At 63.4% G+C, this 17031-nt stretch carries 11 protein-coding genes and 2 pseudogenes; 5 read left to right on the forward strand and 8 right to left on the reverse strand.

Annotation, left to right across the window (positions count from 1 at the left end):
* Positions 1–31 precede the first annotated feature (31 nt).
* A pseudogene (locus BMZ97_RS27130) lies at positions 32–667 on the forward strand (nucleotidyl transferase AbiEii/AbiGii toxin family protein); the annotation flags it as partial.
* A 39-nt stretch (positions 668–706) separates the two neighbouring features.
* On the opposite strand, the gene BMZ97_RS27135 reads toward BMZ97_RS27130, so the two are convergent.
* The 5 genes and pseudogenes from BMZ97_RS27135 to BMZ97_RS27155 form a co-directional block, all read right to left on the reverse strand.
* Positions 707–2257, reverse strand: coding sequence for an L-aspartate oxidase (locus BMZ97_RS27135; RefSeq protein ID WP_092177326.1), 1551 nt, complete (start codon positions 2255–2257; stop codon positions 707–709).
* Positions 2254–3237 (reverse strand): quinolinate synthase NadA, encoded by a 984-nt coding sequence (nadA, locus tag BMZ97_RS27140; protein WP_092177328.1) that lies wholly within the window; start codon positions 3235–3237, stop codon positions 2254–2256. The genes BMZ97_RS27135 and nadA overlap by 4 nt, the downstream gene beginning before the upstream one ends.
* A 58-nt stretch (positions 3238–3295) precedes the next feature.
* On the reverse strand, positions 3296–4243 hold the full coding sequence (locus tag BMZ97_RS27145; protein WP_092177330.1) for an NUDIX hydrolase: 948 nt from the start codon (positions 4241–4243) through the stop codon (positions 3296–3298).
* 168 nt (positions 4244–4411) lie between these two features.
* Positions 4412–4888: a Ros/MucR family transcriptional regulator gene (locus BMZ97_RS27150; RefSeq protein ID WP_092177332.1), complete on the reverse strand. Its 477-nt coding sequence runs from the start codon at positions 4886–4888 to the stop codon at positions 4412–4414.
* 119 nt (positions 4889–5007) lie between these two features.
* A pseudogene (locus BMZ97_RS27155) lies at positions 5008–5391 on the reverse strand (hypothetical protein); the annotation flags it as partial.
* A gap of 87 nt (positions 5392–5478) precedes the next feature.
* On the opposite strand from BMZ97_RS27155, the gene BMZ97_RS27160 reads away from it, so the two are divergent.
* From BMZ97_RS27160 to BMZ97_RS30990, 4 genes are all read left to right on the forward strand, one after another.
* A complete protein-coding gene (locus tag BMZ97_RS27160; RefSeq protein ID WP_175525763.1) occupies positions 5479–6075 on the forward strand; it encodes a hypothetical protein in 597 nt (198 codons plus the stop codon).
* Positions 6076–6148: 73 nt separating this feature from the next.
* Complete coding sequence (locus tag BMZ97_RS27165; protein ID WP_244546624.1) at positions 6149–7012, forward strand: nucleotidyl transferase AbiEii/AbiGii toxin family protein; 864 nt, start codon at positions 6149–6151, stop codon at positions 7010–7012.
* Between the two features lie 234 nt (positions 7013–7246).
* Positions 7247–9919, forward strand: a complete 2673-nt coding sequence (locus tag BMZ97_RS27170) for an AAA family ATPase (RefSeq protein WP_092177335.1) — start codon at positions 7247–7249, stop codon at positions 9917–9919.
* Between the two features lie 294 nt (positions 9920–10213).
* The gene (locus BMZ97_RS30990; RefSeq protein ID WP_139221351.1) at positions 10214–10642 is read left to right on the forward strand and encodes a hypothetical protein; all 429 of its coding nucleotides are present in this window, start codon (positions 10214–10216) and stop codon (positions 10640–10642) included.
* Between the two features lie 43 nt (positions 10643–10685).
* Here the strand turns inward: BMZ97_RS30990 and BMZ97_RS27180 are convergent, their stop codons facing one another.
* Genes BMZ97_RS27180 through BMZ97_RS27190 form a run of 3 tightly spaced genes read right to left on the reverse strand, consistent with a single transcriptional unit; the run spans position 10686 to position 16346 of the window.
* Positions 10686–12962: a DEAD/DEAH box helicase gene (locus BMZ97_RS27180; protein ID WP_244546625.1), complete on the reverse strand. Its 2277-nt coding sequence runs from the start codon at positions 12960–12962 to the stop codon at positions 10686–10688.
* 4 nt (positions 12963–12966) lie between these two features.
* The gene (locus BMZ97_RS27185; protein ID WP_092177339.1) at positions 12967–14286 is read right to left on the reverse strand and encodes an ATP-binding protein; all 1320 of its coding nucleotides are present in this window, start codon (positions 14284–14286) and stop codon (positions 12967–12969) included.
* Positions 14283–16346: a tellurite resistance TerB family protein gene (locus BMZ97_RS27190; RefSeq protein ID WP_244546626.1), complete on the reverse strand. Its 2064-nt coding sequence runs from the start codon at positions 16344–16346 to the stop codon at positions 14283–14285. Before BMZ97_RS27190 ends, BMZ97_RS27185 begins: the two co-directional genes overlap by 4 nt.
* Positions 16347–17031: the final 685 nt, after the last annotated feature.

Raw genomic sequence — 17031 nt, forward strand, 5'->3', positions numbered from 1 at the left:
GGGCGGGACCAGTCTCGGCAAGGCCTACGGGGAAGCGCTCGACATTCTGGTCGTCGGCTGCACGAGCGTATTCGACACCAGTGGCGGCTATGTCGAGGCAGCGGTGCGCATCGAAGGCGGCGCGCGTCCCGATCCACTTCCCGCGGAGCCTCGGGAGATCGTGCCCTACATCGCATCGGAGATGAAACCAGGACTCGATCTCACTGTCCGCGGCGTGACCACGGTCAAGCCCGAACGGACTTTTTGGGAGAAGGTCTTGATCCTCCATGCAATGACCGAGATGACCGAGAAGCGAAGGCTTGAGGCAAGCCCGGAGCGGAAGGCTCCCGATCTCAATCGATACTCGCGCCACTACTATGACGTACACCAGATCTGGACACATCCCGACTATGGTGCCGCAACCGCATCCATGCTCGACCTCGCCGAAGCCGCCCGACGACATAAGGAGCTGATGTTTCGCGCGCCCGACCATCGGTATGATCGCGCCGTGCCAGGCAGTTATCGGCTCGTACCGACCGAAGCCATGCGCAAGAATCTGGCTACCGACTATGATCGTATGTCCGCCATGATCTTCGGAACACCGCCTGCCTTCGACGATGTCATGGCGAGCATCGAAGCGCTTGAGCAGCATCTCAACGCTGCACGCCAACTACTACCGATTGAGTAGCTCGAGCATAACCGCGTAAAGCGGTGAAAGGCTCACGGTTCAGGCTCTCCGTGCGAGCGGAATGGCTGGCGTCGCGATCGCGTGCGCCGCCGCGAGTGCCTCGTCGAGGCGCAAGGTCGCGCGCAGGCCAATTGCGGCACGCTGCGGAAAATCGGTCCGGTGATGAGCGCCCCGGCTCTCCTCGCGCCGCAGCGCCGCGATCGCCATCATCAGGCCGATCGCGGCGGGATCGGCGGCGGGCCCCTGACACGCAGCGAGCGGCAGCAGCGCTCGCGCGGCATCTTCGAGCCCGGCACGATCACGCAGCACACCGAGACCGTTCGACAGGATCGGCCGCACGCGCGACGGATCGGGAGACGGCGCAAGAACGGGCGTGACGATCCGGCGGGGACGGTGTGCAGCCGCCCCGCCGACGCTCTCTGCGACCCAGGCGGCGCAAACGGCGGCTTCGGTGAGCGAATTGCTGGCCAGTCGGTTGGCGCCGTGCAGACCGGTACAGGCCACCTCGCCACAGGCCCAGAGCCCCGCGACGGAACTGCGGCCGGAAGCATCCACGGCGATGCCGCCCATGTGATAATGCGCCGCCGGCCGGATCGGGATCGGCTGCGTCGCCGGGTCGATACCCGCCGCCCCGCAGAAGGCCGCGATCGCCGGGAAGCGTCGCGCAAAGCCGCTGCCGAGCGCCTGGCGCGCATCGAGGAAGACGCGATGGCCGTCGTCGAGATGGCGCCAGACACGGCGCGCCACGACGTCGCGGGCGGCGAGTTCCGCGCCCGGCTCATTCGCCATGAAGCGATCGCCCGCCTCATCGATCAGCGTCGCGCCTTCGCCGCGCACCGCTTCGCTGACCAGCTTCATCGGGCGAACCGGACCGTCGAGCGCGGTCGGATGGAACTGAACGAATTCGAGATCGGCGAGTTCAGCACCAGCCCGCGCCGCAAGGGCCAGCCCCTGCCCGAACGAACCAGCCGGATTGGTGCTGTCGCGAAACAAGCCGCCGATGCCGCCCGTGGCGATGACCACGCGGCACGTGCCGAGCATGATCGGCCGGTTCAACGCGTCGCAGCCGAGCACGCCGACGACCGCATTGTCCTCGACCAGCAGCCGGCGCGCCTCGACGCCCTCCAGGATCGTGATCGACGGCGTCAGCCGCGCGGCCTGCGCCAAAGCGCGCATGAGCTCGCGGCCTGTGCCGTCGCCGGCCGCATGGATGATGCGACGGCGGCTATGGGCGGCCTCCAGTCCAAGACGCAGCGCTCCGTCCGGCGCGCGATCGAACCTGACGCCGTATCGCACCAGAGCCTCGATCGCCGCAGGCGCAGCCTGCACGACCTGGCCAGCGATGGCGCCGTCGCAGAGCCCGTCACCCGCGGCAAGCGTGTCGGCGCGATGCAGAGCGGGGCTGTCGTCGTCACCCATGCTGGCCGCAAGGCCGCCCTGCGCCCAGGCGCTCGATGCCTCAGTTTCCAGCGGCGCTTTCGACAGAAGCAACACAGGCTCCGGGGCCAGATGCAGCGCCGTCAACAGCCCCGCAAGGCCGCCGCCGATGATGACGGGGCGGTCCTGCAGATCGTGCGGACGCGGCATCATACCGCCAGCATCCGCTCAACCGCCCGGCGCGCGCCTTTGGCGATGGCCGGATCGATCGAGACGACGTGCCGGTTCTCCTCCAACGCGCGGCGGATGTTCTTGAGGGTGATCCGCTTCATATGCGGGCAGAGATTGCAGGGGCGGATGAAGTCGACCTCGGGGTGCAGCACGGCGACATTGTCGCTCATCGAGCACTCCGTCATCAGCACGACGCGCGGCGGCTTCCGCGCCGCGACATAGTCCGACATGGCCGCCGTCGAGCCGGAAAAATCGGCCACGGCGACCACCTCCGGCGGACATTCGGGATGGGCCAGGACGATCACGCCCGGATGGTCCTCGCGCAATTGCCGGATGTCCTCGGGCGTGAAGCGCTCATGCACTTCGCAATGGCCTCTCCAGGCTATGATCTCGACATCGGTCTCGGCGGCGATGTTCTGCGCCAGATACTCGTCCGGAAGCATGATCACGCGCCCGACTCCGAGCGATTCCACCACCGCCCGCGCATTGCCCGAGGTGCAGCAGATGTCGGATTCCGCCTTCACCGCGGCGGAGGTGTTGACATAGGTCACGATCGGAACGCCGGGATAGCGCTGGCGCATCAGGCGCACATCCGCGGCAGTGATCGAATCCGCAAGCGAGCAGCCCGCTTCAAGATCCGGGATCAGTACGGTCTTGTCCGGGTTCAGCAACTTGGCCGTCTCTGCCATGAAATGGACGCCGGCGAGCACGATCACATCGGCCTCGACCGCCATGGCCTTGCGCGCGAGCGCAAGGCTGTCGCCGACCAGATCGGCGACGCAGTGGAAGATCTCCGGCGTCTGGTAGTTATGCGCCAGGATGACGGCGTTGCGGCTGCGCTTCAGTTCTAGGATGGCGTCGACATCGTCGGCGAAGGCGGGCCATTCGACGGCCGGGATGACCCGGCGAACGCGGTCATACAGGGGGGCAGTGCGCGACAGGGCGGTGGAATGCGCGGCCATCGTATATACTCCAATTGAGCATAAGATGAGCATATGCTTACCCTGAGCATAAGGCTTGTCAAGCGCGAATGAGCGGAAGCTTCGTGCCGGCGGCGGCGCGCTCGGCGAGTACCGCGTAGCGGAACCGGAACAGCTTGGCCGGCCGGCCGCCGGTATCGGATGCGGTCGCGCCCGTTTCCTCGACCAGCTCCTGCTGCTCGATCAGCCGCCGGAAATTCTGCTTGTGCACCAGCCGGCCCGCCAGGGCCTCGACCGTGCGCTGGAGCTGCAGCAGCGTGAAGGCCGGCTGCATCAGCTCGAAAACCACCGGGCGATATTTGATCTTGGCACGCAGCCGCGCGATACCCGTGGCGAGGATGCGGCGATGATCGGCCGCCATGGCGCGACCCGGCACGGGAGACCTGCCGCCCGCCAGCCCTTCGCCCAGTCCCTCCGGAACAATCGCGGCTTCGTAGAGCAATTCATAGCGCTGCAGGACGAACTCCTCGTTCCAGCTGCTGCCCTCGAGCCCGAAGGCGAAGGCGACGCGGCGCCAACGCTCCTCGCGCAGGCCCGCCCCGCCGGCTGCCTGCGCCCATTCGCGCAATCTCGGCGTCAAGAGATCGGCGATCAGTGACGGCGCGCCGGTGCGATGATCCTCCCAGGGAAAGTAGTCGTACCAGTCGCGCCATCCTGCTTCCCGCACGCCATCGCGCTGCGCCTCGCGGGTCAGGCCGAGATAGCTGATCGAGATCACGCGCTGCGCGGCTTCGCTTTCGGCCCTGTCGCGATCGGCAAATGTATAGAGCTGCTCGACATAGCCGAGGGGGTGATGGGTCTGCTCCTCGACCCAGGCGCGCAGGCCGGTTTGCAGCGAGCGGTGACCGAGCTCGAACGGTCCAGACGGCAGCGCGTTCCCGTCCTGGATGGTGAGGGCCAGAGGCGCGCCATTCGTCACGGCGACCAGAACAGCGATCAGATCGGCCGCGATGCCTCCCGCGGGAATAGCCTTGGCTGCTGGCTTCACTAGACGCCCCTCATATCGTCGCGGCGGTCGCTGCATGGTTCAGAGAGCGCATTGGCGGTGAGCCGTCCAATCCCGCGCGATCGGGGCGCGGATCGAATTGGATGAAATGGCATTAGGGCCCGGTCGCGAGCGCAATGCGCTCGCGACAAAGCGGCGGCATAGGGCCCGTTAAACTGGCGCCTTGGCCTTCGTCACACGCTTCGCTCTGGTTGGCTTAACCGGCTCGGGGGCCGGGACTGGGGCCGCCGCTGGCTTGCGCCCAAGCCCAATCGATTTTGCCAATACTGACCGCGCCTCGGCATAGCTGGGAGCGACCATCGGGTAGTCGGCTGGCAAGCCCCATTTTACGCGGTACTCTTGCGGCGTCAGCCCATATTTATTCCCGATATGACGCTTCAGCGATTTGAATTTCTGGCCATCTTCCAGGCAAATCAGGAAGTCCGGGGTGATCGATTTCTTGATCGAGACAGCGGGCACGAGCGGCTCAGCCGGCGCGGCGGCCGGCGCGCTGCCGAGCTTCGCCAGCGCGGAATGAGTGCTGGCGATGAGGCCGATTACGTCTATGGCAGGAACATTATTGTGGCTCACATAGGCCGCGACGATAGAAGCTGTCAGTTCCAGTAGCTCTTCATGATTCTCGGACATTCGGATTCCTGGGTCTAAGAAGATGGCAGACGCTAACACACGGCGCCGAAGCAGAGACGGGCTCTGCAAGGAAGTGCATGTGATTAGCGTCCAGATCCGGACGTGCGCAAGCAATCTTACTATCGTTGCAGGCGTGCAGTCAGTTCATGAATCCTAGCACCCGGGCACACCCGCCGCGCGATCTCGCAAAGATGCGGATGATGCGTCAGGTAGATCACCTGCCCCATCTCACCGAAGAGCCGGAACGCCTCCTCGGCCCGGAAATCATCAAAGGTCTCCATGATGTCGTCGGCAATGAACGGAACCGGCTGCCGAGAGGCGACGAATTCGTAATATCCGGCGACGCGCAGCGCGAGATAGAGCTGGAAGCGTGTGCCTTTCGATAGCTCCGCGACTTCATTTGACCCACCGCCGGCTGCGAGCGCGATCAGGATCTCGCCGTCCTTCTCAGGCTGGGCGGCGAGCCCGGTATACGCGCCACGGCTGATCGTCGCGAAGACCTCTCTCACCACACGGCAGCCTCATCGGTCTTTGCATGGATTTTTAATGACATTCCTTGCAAATTGACCGCGGAGGCCTAGATTGTAGCCATGAGCAAGTTCGATCAGTTCAAGGCCAAGCTCCGACCCGGGCAGACCTACCGCCGGGCGGATCTGGTCCAATGGTCGACGGCGGTGGATCGTCACCTCAAGGAAGCGGTGCAGGCCGGCGTCCTCACCAAGCTCGCCGGCGGCCTCTACTACGCGCCCAAAGAGACCGTCTTCGGAAAGGCGCCTCCCCAAGACGACATCCTCGTGGCCACCTTCCTTAAAGGCGGCCCGTTCCTGCTGGCCTCGCCGAACGCCTACAATGCGCTCGGCGTCGGCACGACCCAGCTCCACAACAAGACCGTGGTTTATAACCACAAGCGCCATGGCAAGTTCGCGCTGGGCGGACGCACATATGATTTTCGGATGAAGCCCGCCTTCCCGAAGAAGCTCACCGCTGAGTTTCTGATGGTCGATCTGGTCAACAACCTCGACCAGCTCGGAGAGAGCGCCGAAGAGGTGCTCGAGCGCGTCAAGGCGCGCCTGGCTGCCAGTGACCGAGCCCGGGTGAAGAAGGCCGCGCAGTCCTACGGCTCCGAGCGGGCCAAGAAGTTCTTCGCCCGCGCTCTGGCCGAGGTGGGGACCCAGGATGCCGCGTGATTTCCTACACAATCATCCACAGTTCGCCGACCTGATCCGGATCGTCGCCGACGACCAGGGCATCGCGCCGGCCTTGGTCGAGAAGGACTATTGGATCATGCAGAGCCTTTACGGCCTGCAGCAACTTGGCATGACGTTCGAGCTGAAGGGCGGCACGTCGCTGTCCAAGGGCTATGGTCTGATCAGCCGGTTCTCGGAAGACATCGACATCCGCATCGAGCCTCCCGCCAATCCAGCGGTGATGATCGGCCGCAACCACGACAAACCGGCCCACGTCCGAAGCCGCAAGGATTTCTATGATCGCCTGGCGCAGACCATCGCCATCGACGGGATCACATCCGTCGAGCGGGACGCGGCGTTCGATGACCCCCGCCAATATCGCAGCGCGGGCATTCGCCTGACCTATGCCAGCATCAATGGATCGATCGAGGGCCTTAAGGACGGGGTCTTGCTCGAAGTCGGCTTCGACGATGTTGCGCCCAACGAGGCGCGAGACATCAGCTCGTGGGCCTATGACTTCGCCGCCAGCCGGGTCGAGATCATCGACAACCGCGCCCGGGGCGTCGCCTGCTACCACCCAGGCCATACGCTCGTTGAAAAGCTGCAGGCGATCTCGACCAAGTTCCGCCAGCAGCAAGAGACCGGCGCGTTCCCGCCCAACTTCATGCGCCACTACTACGACGTCTATTCCCTGCTCCAGGACCCGACCGTGCAGGCGTTCGTCGGCACGCAGGACTACCTCCACCATAAGGCAAAGCGCTTTCCCAAGGCGGACAACCCGGTGATCATCGAGAACGAGGCCTTCGTCCTGAGCGACCCCGCGACCCGCGCCACCCTGCAGAAGGCCTATGCCGCGTCGGGCGCGCTCTATTTCCGCGGCCAGCCGGCCTTCGACGGCATCCTGGCTGAAATCGCCAAGTGGGCGCCCAAACTGTAATTCAGCAGACTTTCGCTGCCATCAGGTCTCGGCCATCGCTTCGCCGAGCGCCAAGGCTTTAAGCAACTCGATCGTCACGGACGGTCCGCCGCAGCGTCGACACCAACAACCCTAACTCATTCAGGCCCCCACCAACTATCTCAACCGTCGACAACCTGGCCGCGTGACGGACACACTCCACACGGCTAAGCTCCAGAAAACTCTGCCGAGTTACAACGGCGACTGTGGGGGGCTATGGCGGACGTAAACCTGATCGAATGGGCGGCAAACCAGCCCAGCTGGGCGCGTGACGCGTTGCGCCGAATCGCTACGACGGCCGAGTTTATCGTTGGGGAGGAAGATCGCGCTGCAATCCTAGAGCGGCTCAAGCATGCGGCTAGCGGAACGGGAACAGCGCCCAACTGTGAACCGATCGCGCCGGAACACCTTTCCCAATGCGCTGATGCCGGCCCCCGCGCAGTGCTGGCATCAATCGGACCGCTGCAAAATATCGATCGCTTGGCCAAAGACCAACAGCTGCGCTTCGCGCCGCGCGGAATCACGCTCATCTTTGGTGAAAATGGCAGTGGGAAGAGTGGTTATGCACGCATTGCGAAACGCCTCTGCCGCAGCCTATCGATCGACGAGCTCAAGGGTGATGTGTTCAAGGCCAAGCCTGACGGTCCAATGCAAGTCAGGCTTCGTTTCCAGCTTGGAGACGCCGCCCTTACGGAATTAGATTGGGCGCCGGACACCAAGCCACCGGGGGCCTTGAAGCAGATTTCGGTCTTCGACAGTCGCAATGCTCGCCTCTACGTCGACCAACAAAACCGCATAGCGTACCTTCCCGTTGAGATCGCAGTTCTTGAGCACCATGGGCAGTTGTGCAGTGCCTTTGGCGCCGAATTTACGACCCAGCAGACCTCGATTGAAAAGCGCCTCAAGACGCCCCTACCTGCTGGCTACGCGCCGGGTGGGACGACGCAAAAGCTGTTGGCTCAGCTCGAGGCGAAGTCCCAGACGCTTCCGAAAAAATCAGAACTCGAAAAGCTGGCCGGCCTGAGCGAAGCGGAACTGGAAGAGTTAAGGGGGCTTGAGCGGAAGCTTGCACAGGATCCCGTGGCGCAGGCTGCGACCCGCCGGCGCACGGTGCAGATCCTGACCCGTCTCAACGACGTGCTGAAGGCTCTTGAAGAGGGATTGTCGGACGATGTCGCAAAGCAACTAGCGAGCTTGGCGCAAAACGCCAGCACGACAGCCGCGGCGGCCGGACTGGCGGCAAACCAGCAGTTTGCAGCAGAGCCTTTGAAGCACGTCGGAGGCGAAGCGTGGCGCCTACTCTATGAAGCCGCTCGCGATTTTGCCGTCCTTTCCGGCGGGCCTGTTGATAGGATTTCCGACCAGGTCGGTACACCCTGCCCCTTATGCCAGGAGCCACTCGTCCACGAGGCCGCGAAACGTATGGCTCGGTTCAACGCGTTCGTTCAAAGCGAAGCGGCAAAGCGCGCGGACGCTGCGCGAGACGCGCTCGGAAAGGCCAGGGAAACGCTGGAAACCTTGACCGTTCCAACAACTGACGTTGTGACCGGAACTCTAACCGCCTACGCAGGGCTGGACGCTCAGCGTGCTAGCTTGCTGATCCGGATTGAAGCTGCCCTCACAGCCTATACAGCGCGGCGCAGCAGTCTCCTCGCAAGCATTGCCAAAGACGATCAAGAACTGGCTCCGCTGCCATCGTCTCTGCGACCAACTCTGTCCGCCGATGTCGAAAAACTTGGCGCCGAGGCGATACAGCTGGAGGCAAGCGCGACGCACGCTGCGGCGCTCGACGCGGATCGCGCTCGAATCGCCTCGTTGAAGGACCGCGCCAAACTCCAACATGATCTCCCTACTGTGCTTCAGCGCCTCGCCGAGCTTCAGGAGCTCGCGGCGACAAAGGCCTGCCAGGCGCAGGTGCAAACCAGAGCAATCTCTCTTCAGATCAGCGCCCTTCGTCGCAAACTGGTGACTGAGAGCCTGCAGAACCGCATTCAGGCTGAGATCACAAAGCTCGACCTCGACCACATTCCTTTCCGAGTCAGCGACACCAGCGAACAAGGTCAAAGCCGTTTCTCGGTCAGCTTGCAGGGCATCGATAAGATCGCAAACAATCAGATTCTCAGTGAGGGTGAGCAGCGGGCGCTGGCCCTCGCGTGCTTTCTCGCGGAAATCGCTGACGAAGGTGAAGGCTATGGTTTGGTCGTGGATGACCCCGTGTCGTCGCTGGATCAGCGCAGGATCCGGCTCGTCGCCGAACGGCTTGTGCACGAGGCTGCCAAGGGGCGACAGGTAATCGTCTTCACTCACAGTCTCGTATTTTTCAACGAGGTCGTCGCCCAAGCTGCGAAGGTCGGCGATGCGGCGCCATTGATCAAAATGGTCATCAGGAAGACAGAGGCCCAGGGATTTGGTGTGGTCGAGGAGGACACGGAACCGTGGCTCGCCCGAAGCGTCAGCGTTCGGATCACGGACCTTCGAGCCAGGGCCAAGCAACTCTCAGGGGCGACCGATTTCACCTCCGACATGTACCGGCGCCAAGCCAAGGATTTCTACTCCGATCTACGGGAGACGTGGGAGCGGAGTATCGAGGAGGTAGTGCTGAACAAGACTGTCGAGCGCCTGGTGCCCGACGTCATGACGAAGCGGCTCAGCGGCGTCATCGTGTCCGATGAGGACTACAAGGCAATCTTCTTTGCTATGAAACACGTCTCGGAGCGATCCGGCCACGACATGCCCGCCGGCCGAGACATCCCCGTCCCGAATCCCAAGGAAATGCTTGCGGACATACAGACGCTCGACACTTTTCAGGCAAATTACAAGAACCGGCGTAACGCGACCGCGAAGATCCGCAATGCGCTTGAGGAACCCGCCAAGGCGGCCTTGGTTTAGGTGGGCTGCGGCGTTCCGAACATTCTTTAGGCGCATCTCGCACCGCAAGGATGACGCGATCCAAAAAGCTGTGACGCTTTCGCAGATAAATCCCACGTTGCACTTCCGGCAGAGGAAGCCGCCATGGCTTGCAATGGACACAACCATCCTCCCGACTGCCAGTGCGGCTTCAAAGGCGGCCGCTTGGCCTCCGATCGTGTGCCAAGGTGGGGCCGATGGAGTCCGACTGTCGCTCGACGGCGAGCATCCGGGCCGAATGCGAGTTGTCCTCATTGTTACGCCCGCGTTTTCTTCGTGGCGCCGCGCAATGGCGGGGGAGCCTATTTCGAACAGTTCGGCCCGCCGTGGACGAAGCATCCATGCACCGATGCGTCGAAAAAATACTCCCCTTTCAACGCCGAGGGCCGACCAAAGCTCAGGAACCGGCGCTCAGAGTTTGAGCGGGATGGTTGGCTTCCTCTCTTCGTGCGGAACATTGAACTCCTCGCGATCGGCGCGCTTATCCATGCGGTGACCCTCGAGGACCCGACCGTGCTGCATTTCGGGTTGGCGACGGAACTTGAAATTGACAGCGACCGGCCGATCTACTTCCGCCGTCTCGACGCGCCGCCAGCTCTGGCAGAGTTCAACTTTTTTCCGAAGAGCGCGCTCGAGCCCGTAACCAGAAGAGTGTTCGTGCCCTGCTTGACCGAGATCGAGTTACGCATCCGTCTGAACAAATAATCCATGTGCGGCGGCTTGATAGGTCGATCAGGCTGTCACGCTCCTACCCTCGCCCATGGCTCGTCCAGGACCTGAGGCTAGTTCGAACATCATCGATCAGGGCCTTGTTCCGGCGAAGCCAAAACCGTTTGAGAAGCTCGATAGGCACATCTTCGTCGAACTTGCCGGCTTGGATGTTTGTTATGAAGTCCGGTAATCGGTCCCATTCGGCCATAGGCAGGCTACGCAGTTTCGCGAGAGCCGCGTCAAGCCTCGCTTCGGTTGCGTCTGCGATCGTCACACCAAAATCGTGAGGCTCGGCATTCAGCCCCACCATCGCGAGAACCACGGCGAAAACCGCCGAAAACTCGGTGCCGCGCCACAGGAACAGATTCAGGTCGCTGCCATCGGATCCCGTAGATACGACATCCAGTTTCAGCAGCCGATAAGCCTGTCGGCCTTCCGCCAGAAGCTCTTTAGCGGTGGCATCGAGGAAAGCGGGTATATCGTCGCTCCGGTAGACCTCTCTCATTTCAGCAACCAGCACATCGTGGCTGGCCTCGCTTTGCCTGCGGTCAAACATTGGGACGCGCCCGCCCTTGTGCGGCACGACCTGAAGCACTTTGCGCCGTTCATCGACGCCTTCGATCTGCCAGCGGCGGCCGGCGAACACAACCAGATTGCCGACGGCCACAACATTGGTGAGCGGGATCGTGCCGAGAGGTTTCGCCCCGACGACGAGCTTCCATTCGGGGCCGCTCTCGAACAGGGCATAGAACTCCTTCGCCTGGACGAGCGGCTCGCCTCGCTCGCCAAGCATCAGGGTTCCATCGGAAGCCTGCTCGACGAGTCGGACCTCCTTGCTCGCGACATGCCTGACGAGCGCGACGAAGTCGGCGCTCGTCACCGACGCGAAAGGCCCCGGACCAGACAGCGTCCTGAAGATCGCATCGGCCCGCGCTCCCCCCTTCTCGGCGATGATCGACAGCGTCTGATGGAGCAGGCCGGTGGCGAGTTCTGCACTGGCGGCCGGCGGCTCGACGAAGCGCTTCGCGAGCAAGCGGATCGCGGCCACGCCGCGCACGATGCCGGGACGGAGCCGGTCCAGCATCGAGGTCGTGTCTTCGATGGCGGCTTCGCTGACATAGATTCTCAACACCGAAGGAGACCCTTCCCTCCTCCCCGTGCGGCCCAGGCGCTGGCGAAGCGCCGCAATCGAACGCGGCGCGCCGATCTGAGCAACGGACGCGATCGAACCGATGTCGATCCCGAGCTCCAGCGTCGAGGTGCAGACGGCCGTCGTCGGCAGGTGCTCCTCCTTGAGGCGGATTTCCAGTGGCTCCCTGAGATCCTTCGACAGGCTGCCGTGATGGGGGAAGAATTCGTTGGGCAGGCCCGCATCTTCTGAGCGTGATCGCAGGCCGTCTGCGAGGGTCTCGACGAGATTGCGCGCGGGGGCAAAGACCAGATTGTTCTGCCCCCTGAGCGTCGCGAACAGATGGTCGGCGATGCGAGCGTTGACCGGCGGCGGTGGCATTGGACGAGCGACCTGCTCGTCATCAGCCTCCTCTGCGCCCTCGCCCTCTACAGGGCCCTCGCCATGGACTTCATCACCATCAGGGTCTTCGCTGGGCGGATCGCCATGATCGACATAGCCCCTAATCTGAAGCTGGAGCTCGCCACTACGTCCCCTGCTCTCGACGAGGGTTACGCGTTCCGGTGCGCCCGGCCGCAACCAGGCTCGCGCAGCATCGAGGTCTCCGATCGTGGCCGACAGGCCTACCCGACGCACCGGCCTCGTCGCCATGGCGTCGATGCGCTTGAGGAGCGACGCCAGATGCAGACCGCGCGCGCCGGCCATGAAGTAGTGAAGCTCGTCGACGACGATGAAATCGAGCTCACTCAACAACCTGACCGCGTCGCTCGGACGTCGGATAAGCATCGCCTCGATCGATTCGGGCGTGATCAGCGCGATCCCGGAGGGCTGCTTCAGCGTCCGGGACTTGGCGGATTGCGGCGCGTCGCCATGCCAGCGCACGACGGGTACTTCCATGCGCTCGCAGAGTTCGTCGAGGCGCTTGAACTGGTCGTTAATCAGCGCCTTGAGTGGGCCGACATATAGAACAGATAATCCTGCGGGTTTCCGCCCATTGACCAATGTGAGGATCGGAAGGAATGCAGCTTCGGTCTTGCCGGCGGCGGTCGCGGCCGAAATCACGACGTCGCCATCACCCTCCATGATCGCGCCAATCGCGTCCGCCTGGATATCCCTCAGGCCGGCCCAGCCCTGCTCGCGGATCCAGCGCCGGATTTGCGGATCGAGGCGGTCATAGGCGTCCACGGCCTCAGAACCTGATCGTGGCCAGATCGTCATCTCCAGCGCCGACGTCCGCCGCCTCGCTAGAGGCGGCGGCGCCGTCATCCCGCGCCACCTCGACATGGCCGAGCAGCTCTCGCCAATCGGCCGTTGAGTTTTGCTCCAGCACCGCCAGGAGCTGGACGAAGGCCTTGATCGTGTTCCGAGGCGTACGGAAATAAGCCTCGCCGATCCGCTGCGCGCAGTGATGCATGAAGGCGTCGAGCGCCTCGTCGGGAACGATGTTCGTCGCCGGATTACCGCCCGCGACGACGTGGCGGATGTTGGACAGAAGGATGTGCAGATCCTCCGGCGTCAGCGCCGACAGCCGGACGACCGGGCCGGACAGATCGACGAGACCGTTGCGCGCGAAGGCGTTCTCGGACAGCCGGCTCTGCAGGGCCTCGTAACTATAGAGGCCGCGGCGCGTATCGAGCAGGAACTCCGGCGTTCCGCCCAGCATGAAGCCGAGCCCTTGCACATTGCCTTGCAGCACATCGTTCAGGATGCGCAGGATCTGTTCGTAGTTCTGGCTGCGGGCTTGGGCGTTCTGCAGCTTGTAGAGGTTGACGAGTTCGTCGAACGCCACGAGCAGCCCGGCATATCCAGATAGGCGCACGAAGGCTGCCAGCAGCTTTAGCGCGTCGTAGACGTTGTCGTCGTCGATGATAGTGCGGACGCCGAGCGCTTGGCGCGCCTCGGTCTTGGTCGTGTACTCAGCCCGCAGCCAGCGCAGCGCGGCCGCCTTCAACCCTTCATCGCCGGCTTCGCTGCCGCGCCAATAAGCCTTCAGCACCACCGCATAGTCGTAGCCGCCGACCTCCTCCTGCAGATGGGCGAGCCGCTGGTCGATGACGGTCTCGACCGGGCGGTTCGCGGCCTGCGCCTCCTTCACGGCCTCGGTGACGAAGCGCTCGACGACGCTGGCGAGCGCGCCGCCGTCGGGCTTGGTCCGGGTGGCCATGTTGCGGACGGCCTCGGCATAGAGCCCGCGCGCCTGGCCGGCGCTGGCATGGAGCCGGCGATCCGGGGCGAGATCGGCATGGATCGTGATCAGCCGCCTCTCGAGCGCGATCAGCCGAACGAGGTTCATGAAGAACGTCTTGCCCGCTCCATACTCGCCGATCACGAAGCGGATCGCTGCGCCGCCATCCGCGATGCGGTCGATGTCCTTGACCAGCACGCCGATCTCGCCGGCGCGCCCGACCTGGATGTGGCGGAGACCCGCACGCGGCACGACGCCGGCGGCCAGCGCCTGGAGGATACCGTCGCGATCCTTGGGACGGATAGGTGGAGGAGCGCTCGTCATCGCAGGGATACCTTGGCCTCGCGCAGGTTCGCGCGCAGATGGGGAACGATCATGATCTCGACATCGGTCTCGATCAGAGTCTCGTCGAAGCGGTCGAAGGCCCAGTCGTTGAGCGTCTCGATGGCGCCGTCGGGCAGCAGCCCAAGCCGGCGCGCCAACTCGTCATAGGCAGGCCTGGACAACCCTCCATCGGCCTCGTCGATCGCGTCCAGCAGGGCGGCGTGAGCCTGATCGAGGCCAGCATAGGCCGAGGCCTCGACGGCGGCGGTCTTCGACGGTTCATCGACGCTGTCTTCGACGAAGATATCCGACAGCAGTCGCGATACCTCCTGCGTCTCCTGTCGGAGCTTTCGCAGGCGCTCGGGGTCGACCGCAACCTTGCTTTCCGTCCGTTCGCCTGTGCTGTTCGAAATGGGCCTCGTCGGCGTGTGGCCATCCGGTGAGAAACGGTGGATTGCGCCGTAGACATCGTCGGTCGAAAGGCCCAGCGCACGGTAGAGCTGCTCAAGGAATCGGACCTCTGCGGCAGACGCGATACCGTCGCTCATCACGGTCGCAAGAGCACACTGGGCGATGACCGCGCGTTCTGTCTTCGGACGCTCCTGTAGCTTTCGCAGTACATTTTGCTGCTTGGGACGATCTAGACGCAACGAAGCTGCAAAGGCGATCAGGCGCAGCTTCTCGGCCTGCGTCAGCCCCTGTCGTTCGATGGTTCTCCTGATCGCCGCGATCTCATCGTCGGTTATGTCGCCATCGGACGCGGCAGCGAGCACCGCGACCTCAACCAGAATTCGCATGCTCTGATAGGCACCGCTGTCGGGGTCGACCGCCGCCCCGCCGATGGCGCTGAATAGAGCGACGTGGGTGGTAGCGTCGACGGCGCGTCCACCGTAGCGGCGATCGGGCTCGACCGCGAAATCAAGCTCACCCAGGATTCGTGCCACCTGATCCTGTATGGCAGCGTGCGGCTTGTCCGAGGCCGCGAGCTCGGAATCTATCAGCGACAGGAGTTCCCGGTAGGGCACAATGGCGCCCCGTGCGGGACCGGCCAGCCGGTCGACGCCCTCTGAAAGTTTGCCCTTCAATGCAGGTTTGCGGAGTGGCTCCGGCAGCAGCAGGAGGGCGAGAGAGCTGTCCCTCGCCAGTGGCCTGCGGCCAATCAAACGGCTGAAGGGCTCAAGCTCAGTCGTGCAGGCATCGACGAGTTCGCGCAGCTTGGCGATGGGCCCCGACACAGCGACGATATCAGGAAGCGCTTCATGAGGGCCGGTAATCGACGTTTCGAAGGTGCCGCTTGCCGCCTGGTAGAGGAGTTTCAGCCTCCTCTTGGGAGCTTTGACCCTGAGCCCGCCCGGATAGAGTTCGCCGAAGCGAACCGTCCACAACACCTTGAACTCATCCCGGCAGCGCAGAGCCGGCGTCCGAAGATGGACGTCGGGCACATTGGCGATCCAGAGCAGGGCGTCGTCGGCATCGAAGGGCTGCTTGGCGGCGATCTTGGCTCCGAGATGCATACGCAGGTCGAAGGGGATTTCGTAGAGGTAGCTCGCCCGCTCATGCGCCAGAATGGGCACTGGCGCACCCCGCAGTCCAACGCGGGCAGCGACGAGAAATGCATCGAAATAGCTGCAAAGCCAGTCTTCGCCACCATACACTTGCCGCAAGCGTTCGACTTCCGCGACAAGCGCCGGTGCCTCCTCTCCGGGCACATCCCGAAACATCCGATACTCGAGCCCGAAGAAATACAGCGCGACCAAGCCTGCCGGCGTCGTTGGATCATCGCGTCCAGACGCAAGCCATTCCAGATAAGCACGCCGTACCTCTGGAGGGGCATGAGAATAGTGCCGGTGGTAACCGGACTCGATCGCCGAGGCCTTTCCAGGCTTGGCGACTGGGAGCGAGGGGCGAACAAGGCAGTTCTCCTCGCTCCACGTTTCGGTCCCAAGCTTTTCGCCCAGATAAAACAAGCCGCCACGGATCGCGATATCCTTGACCCACACCTCCTTGCCAGGGTGGAGCCAAGCCGTACCATCATGAGCCTGCCCCTTGGCGCCTCCCAATCCAGCTCCTCCTGGGGCGCTTCCCGATCCCTGGCGGGTTGGGGCGTCGATGATCGGGGATATATAGAATTCCGGTACCCTATGAGCCGATACTGAAGCCACGGCTGCGTTGTTGCTGACCGAGACATGGGAAGCGATCTTCGAAGATGGTCGTGTGGAGCGCTGATCGGTGGGCGAGACAGCCGGCCTCAACGGATTAAAGGCGACAGCGACAGCGGGACTTTCCGGATGGGCCGGAAGCTTCGATGCGTTCTCGTTCAGAGGCACACTGGTCGCCGTCAATTGAACAGCGGAAATTGGCCTCTGTGAGAGCCGTCGGAGGTGTACAATAATCGCTCCCGCGAGTCCGCTGACCAACCACCACCCCCAACCGGGAAGCGGAATGCCTGTTGATTTCCCCGCCACGCTCCTCGAGCTGAAGGACGGTCTCGCGACGTCGTCGGCCGTTGGGGGAGCAGGCATAGGCGCAGGAGCCGGCAGAGACGAAAGGCTATCAATAGAGTTCGACGATGATGGCGCTGGTGGCGTCACCACCTGGGCCGGCACGGTTTCCGGAGAAGGCGTCATCATCGGTGGTGGCGCCGGTGAAACGTCTCGCAGCGCTGAGACTGTGTCGCGATTCAGGCGCCCAGTTTGCTCAAGCCCTCGATCGCGCTGAAAGTTCCGGAGGGCCTCCTCCGTACGC

Origin of the sequence: Allobosea sp. OK403, assembly GCF_900113835.1 — a bacterium.
In the GTDB taxonomy this organism is placed as follows: domain Bacteria; phylum Pseudomonadota; class Alphaproteobacteria; order Rhizobiales; family Beijerinckiaceae; genus Allobosea.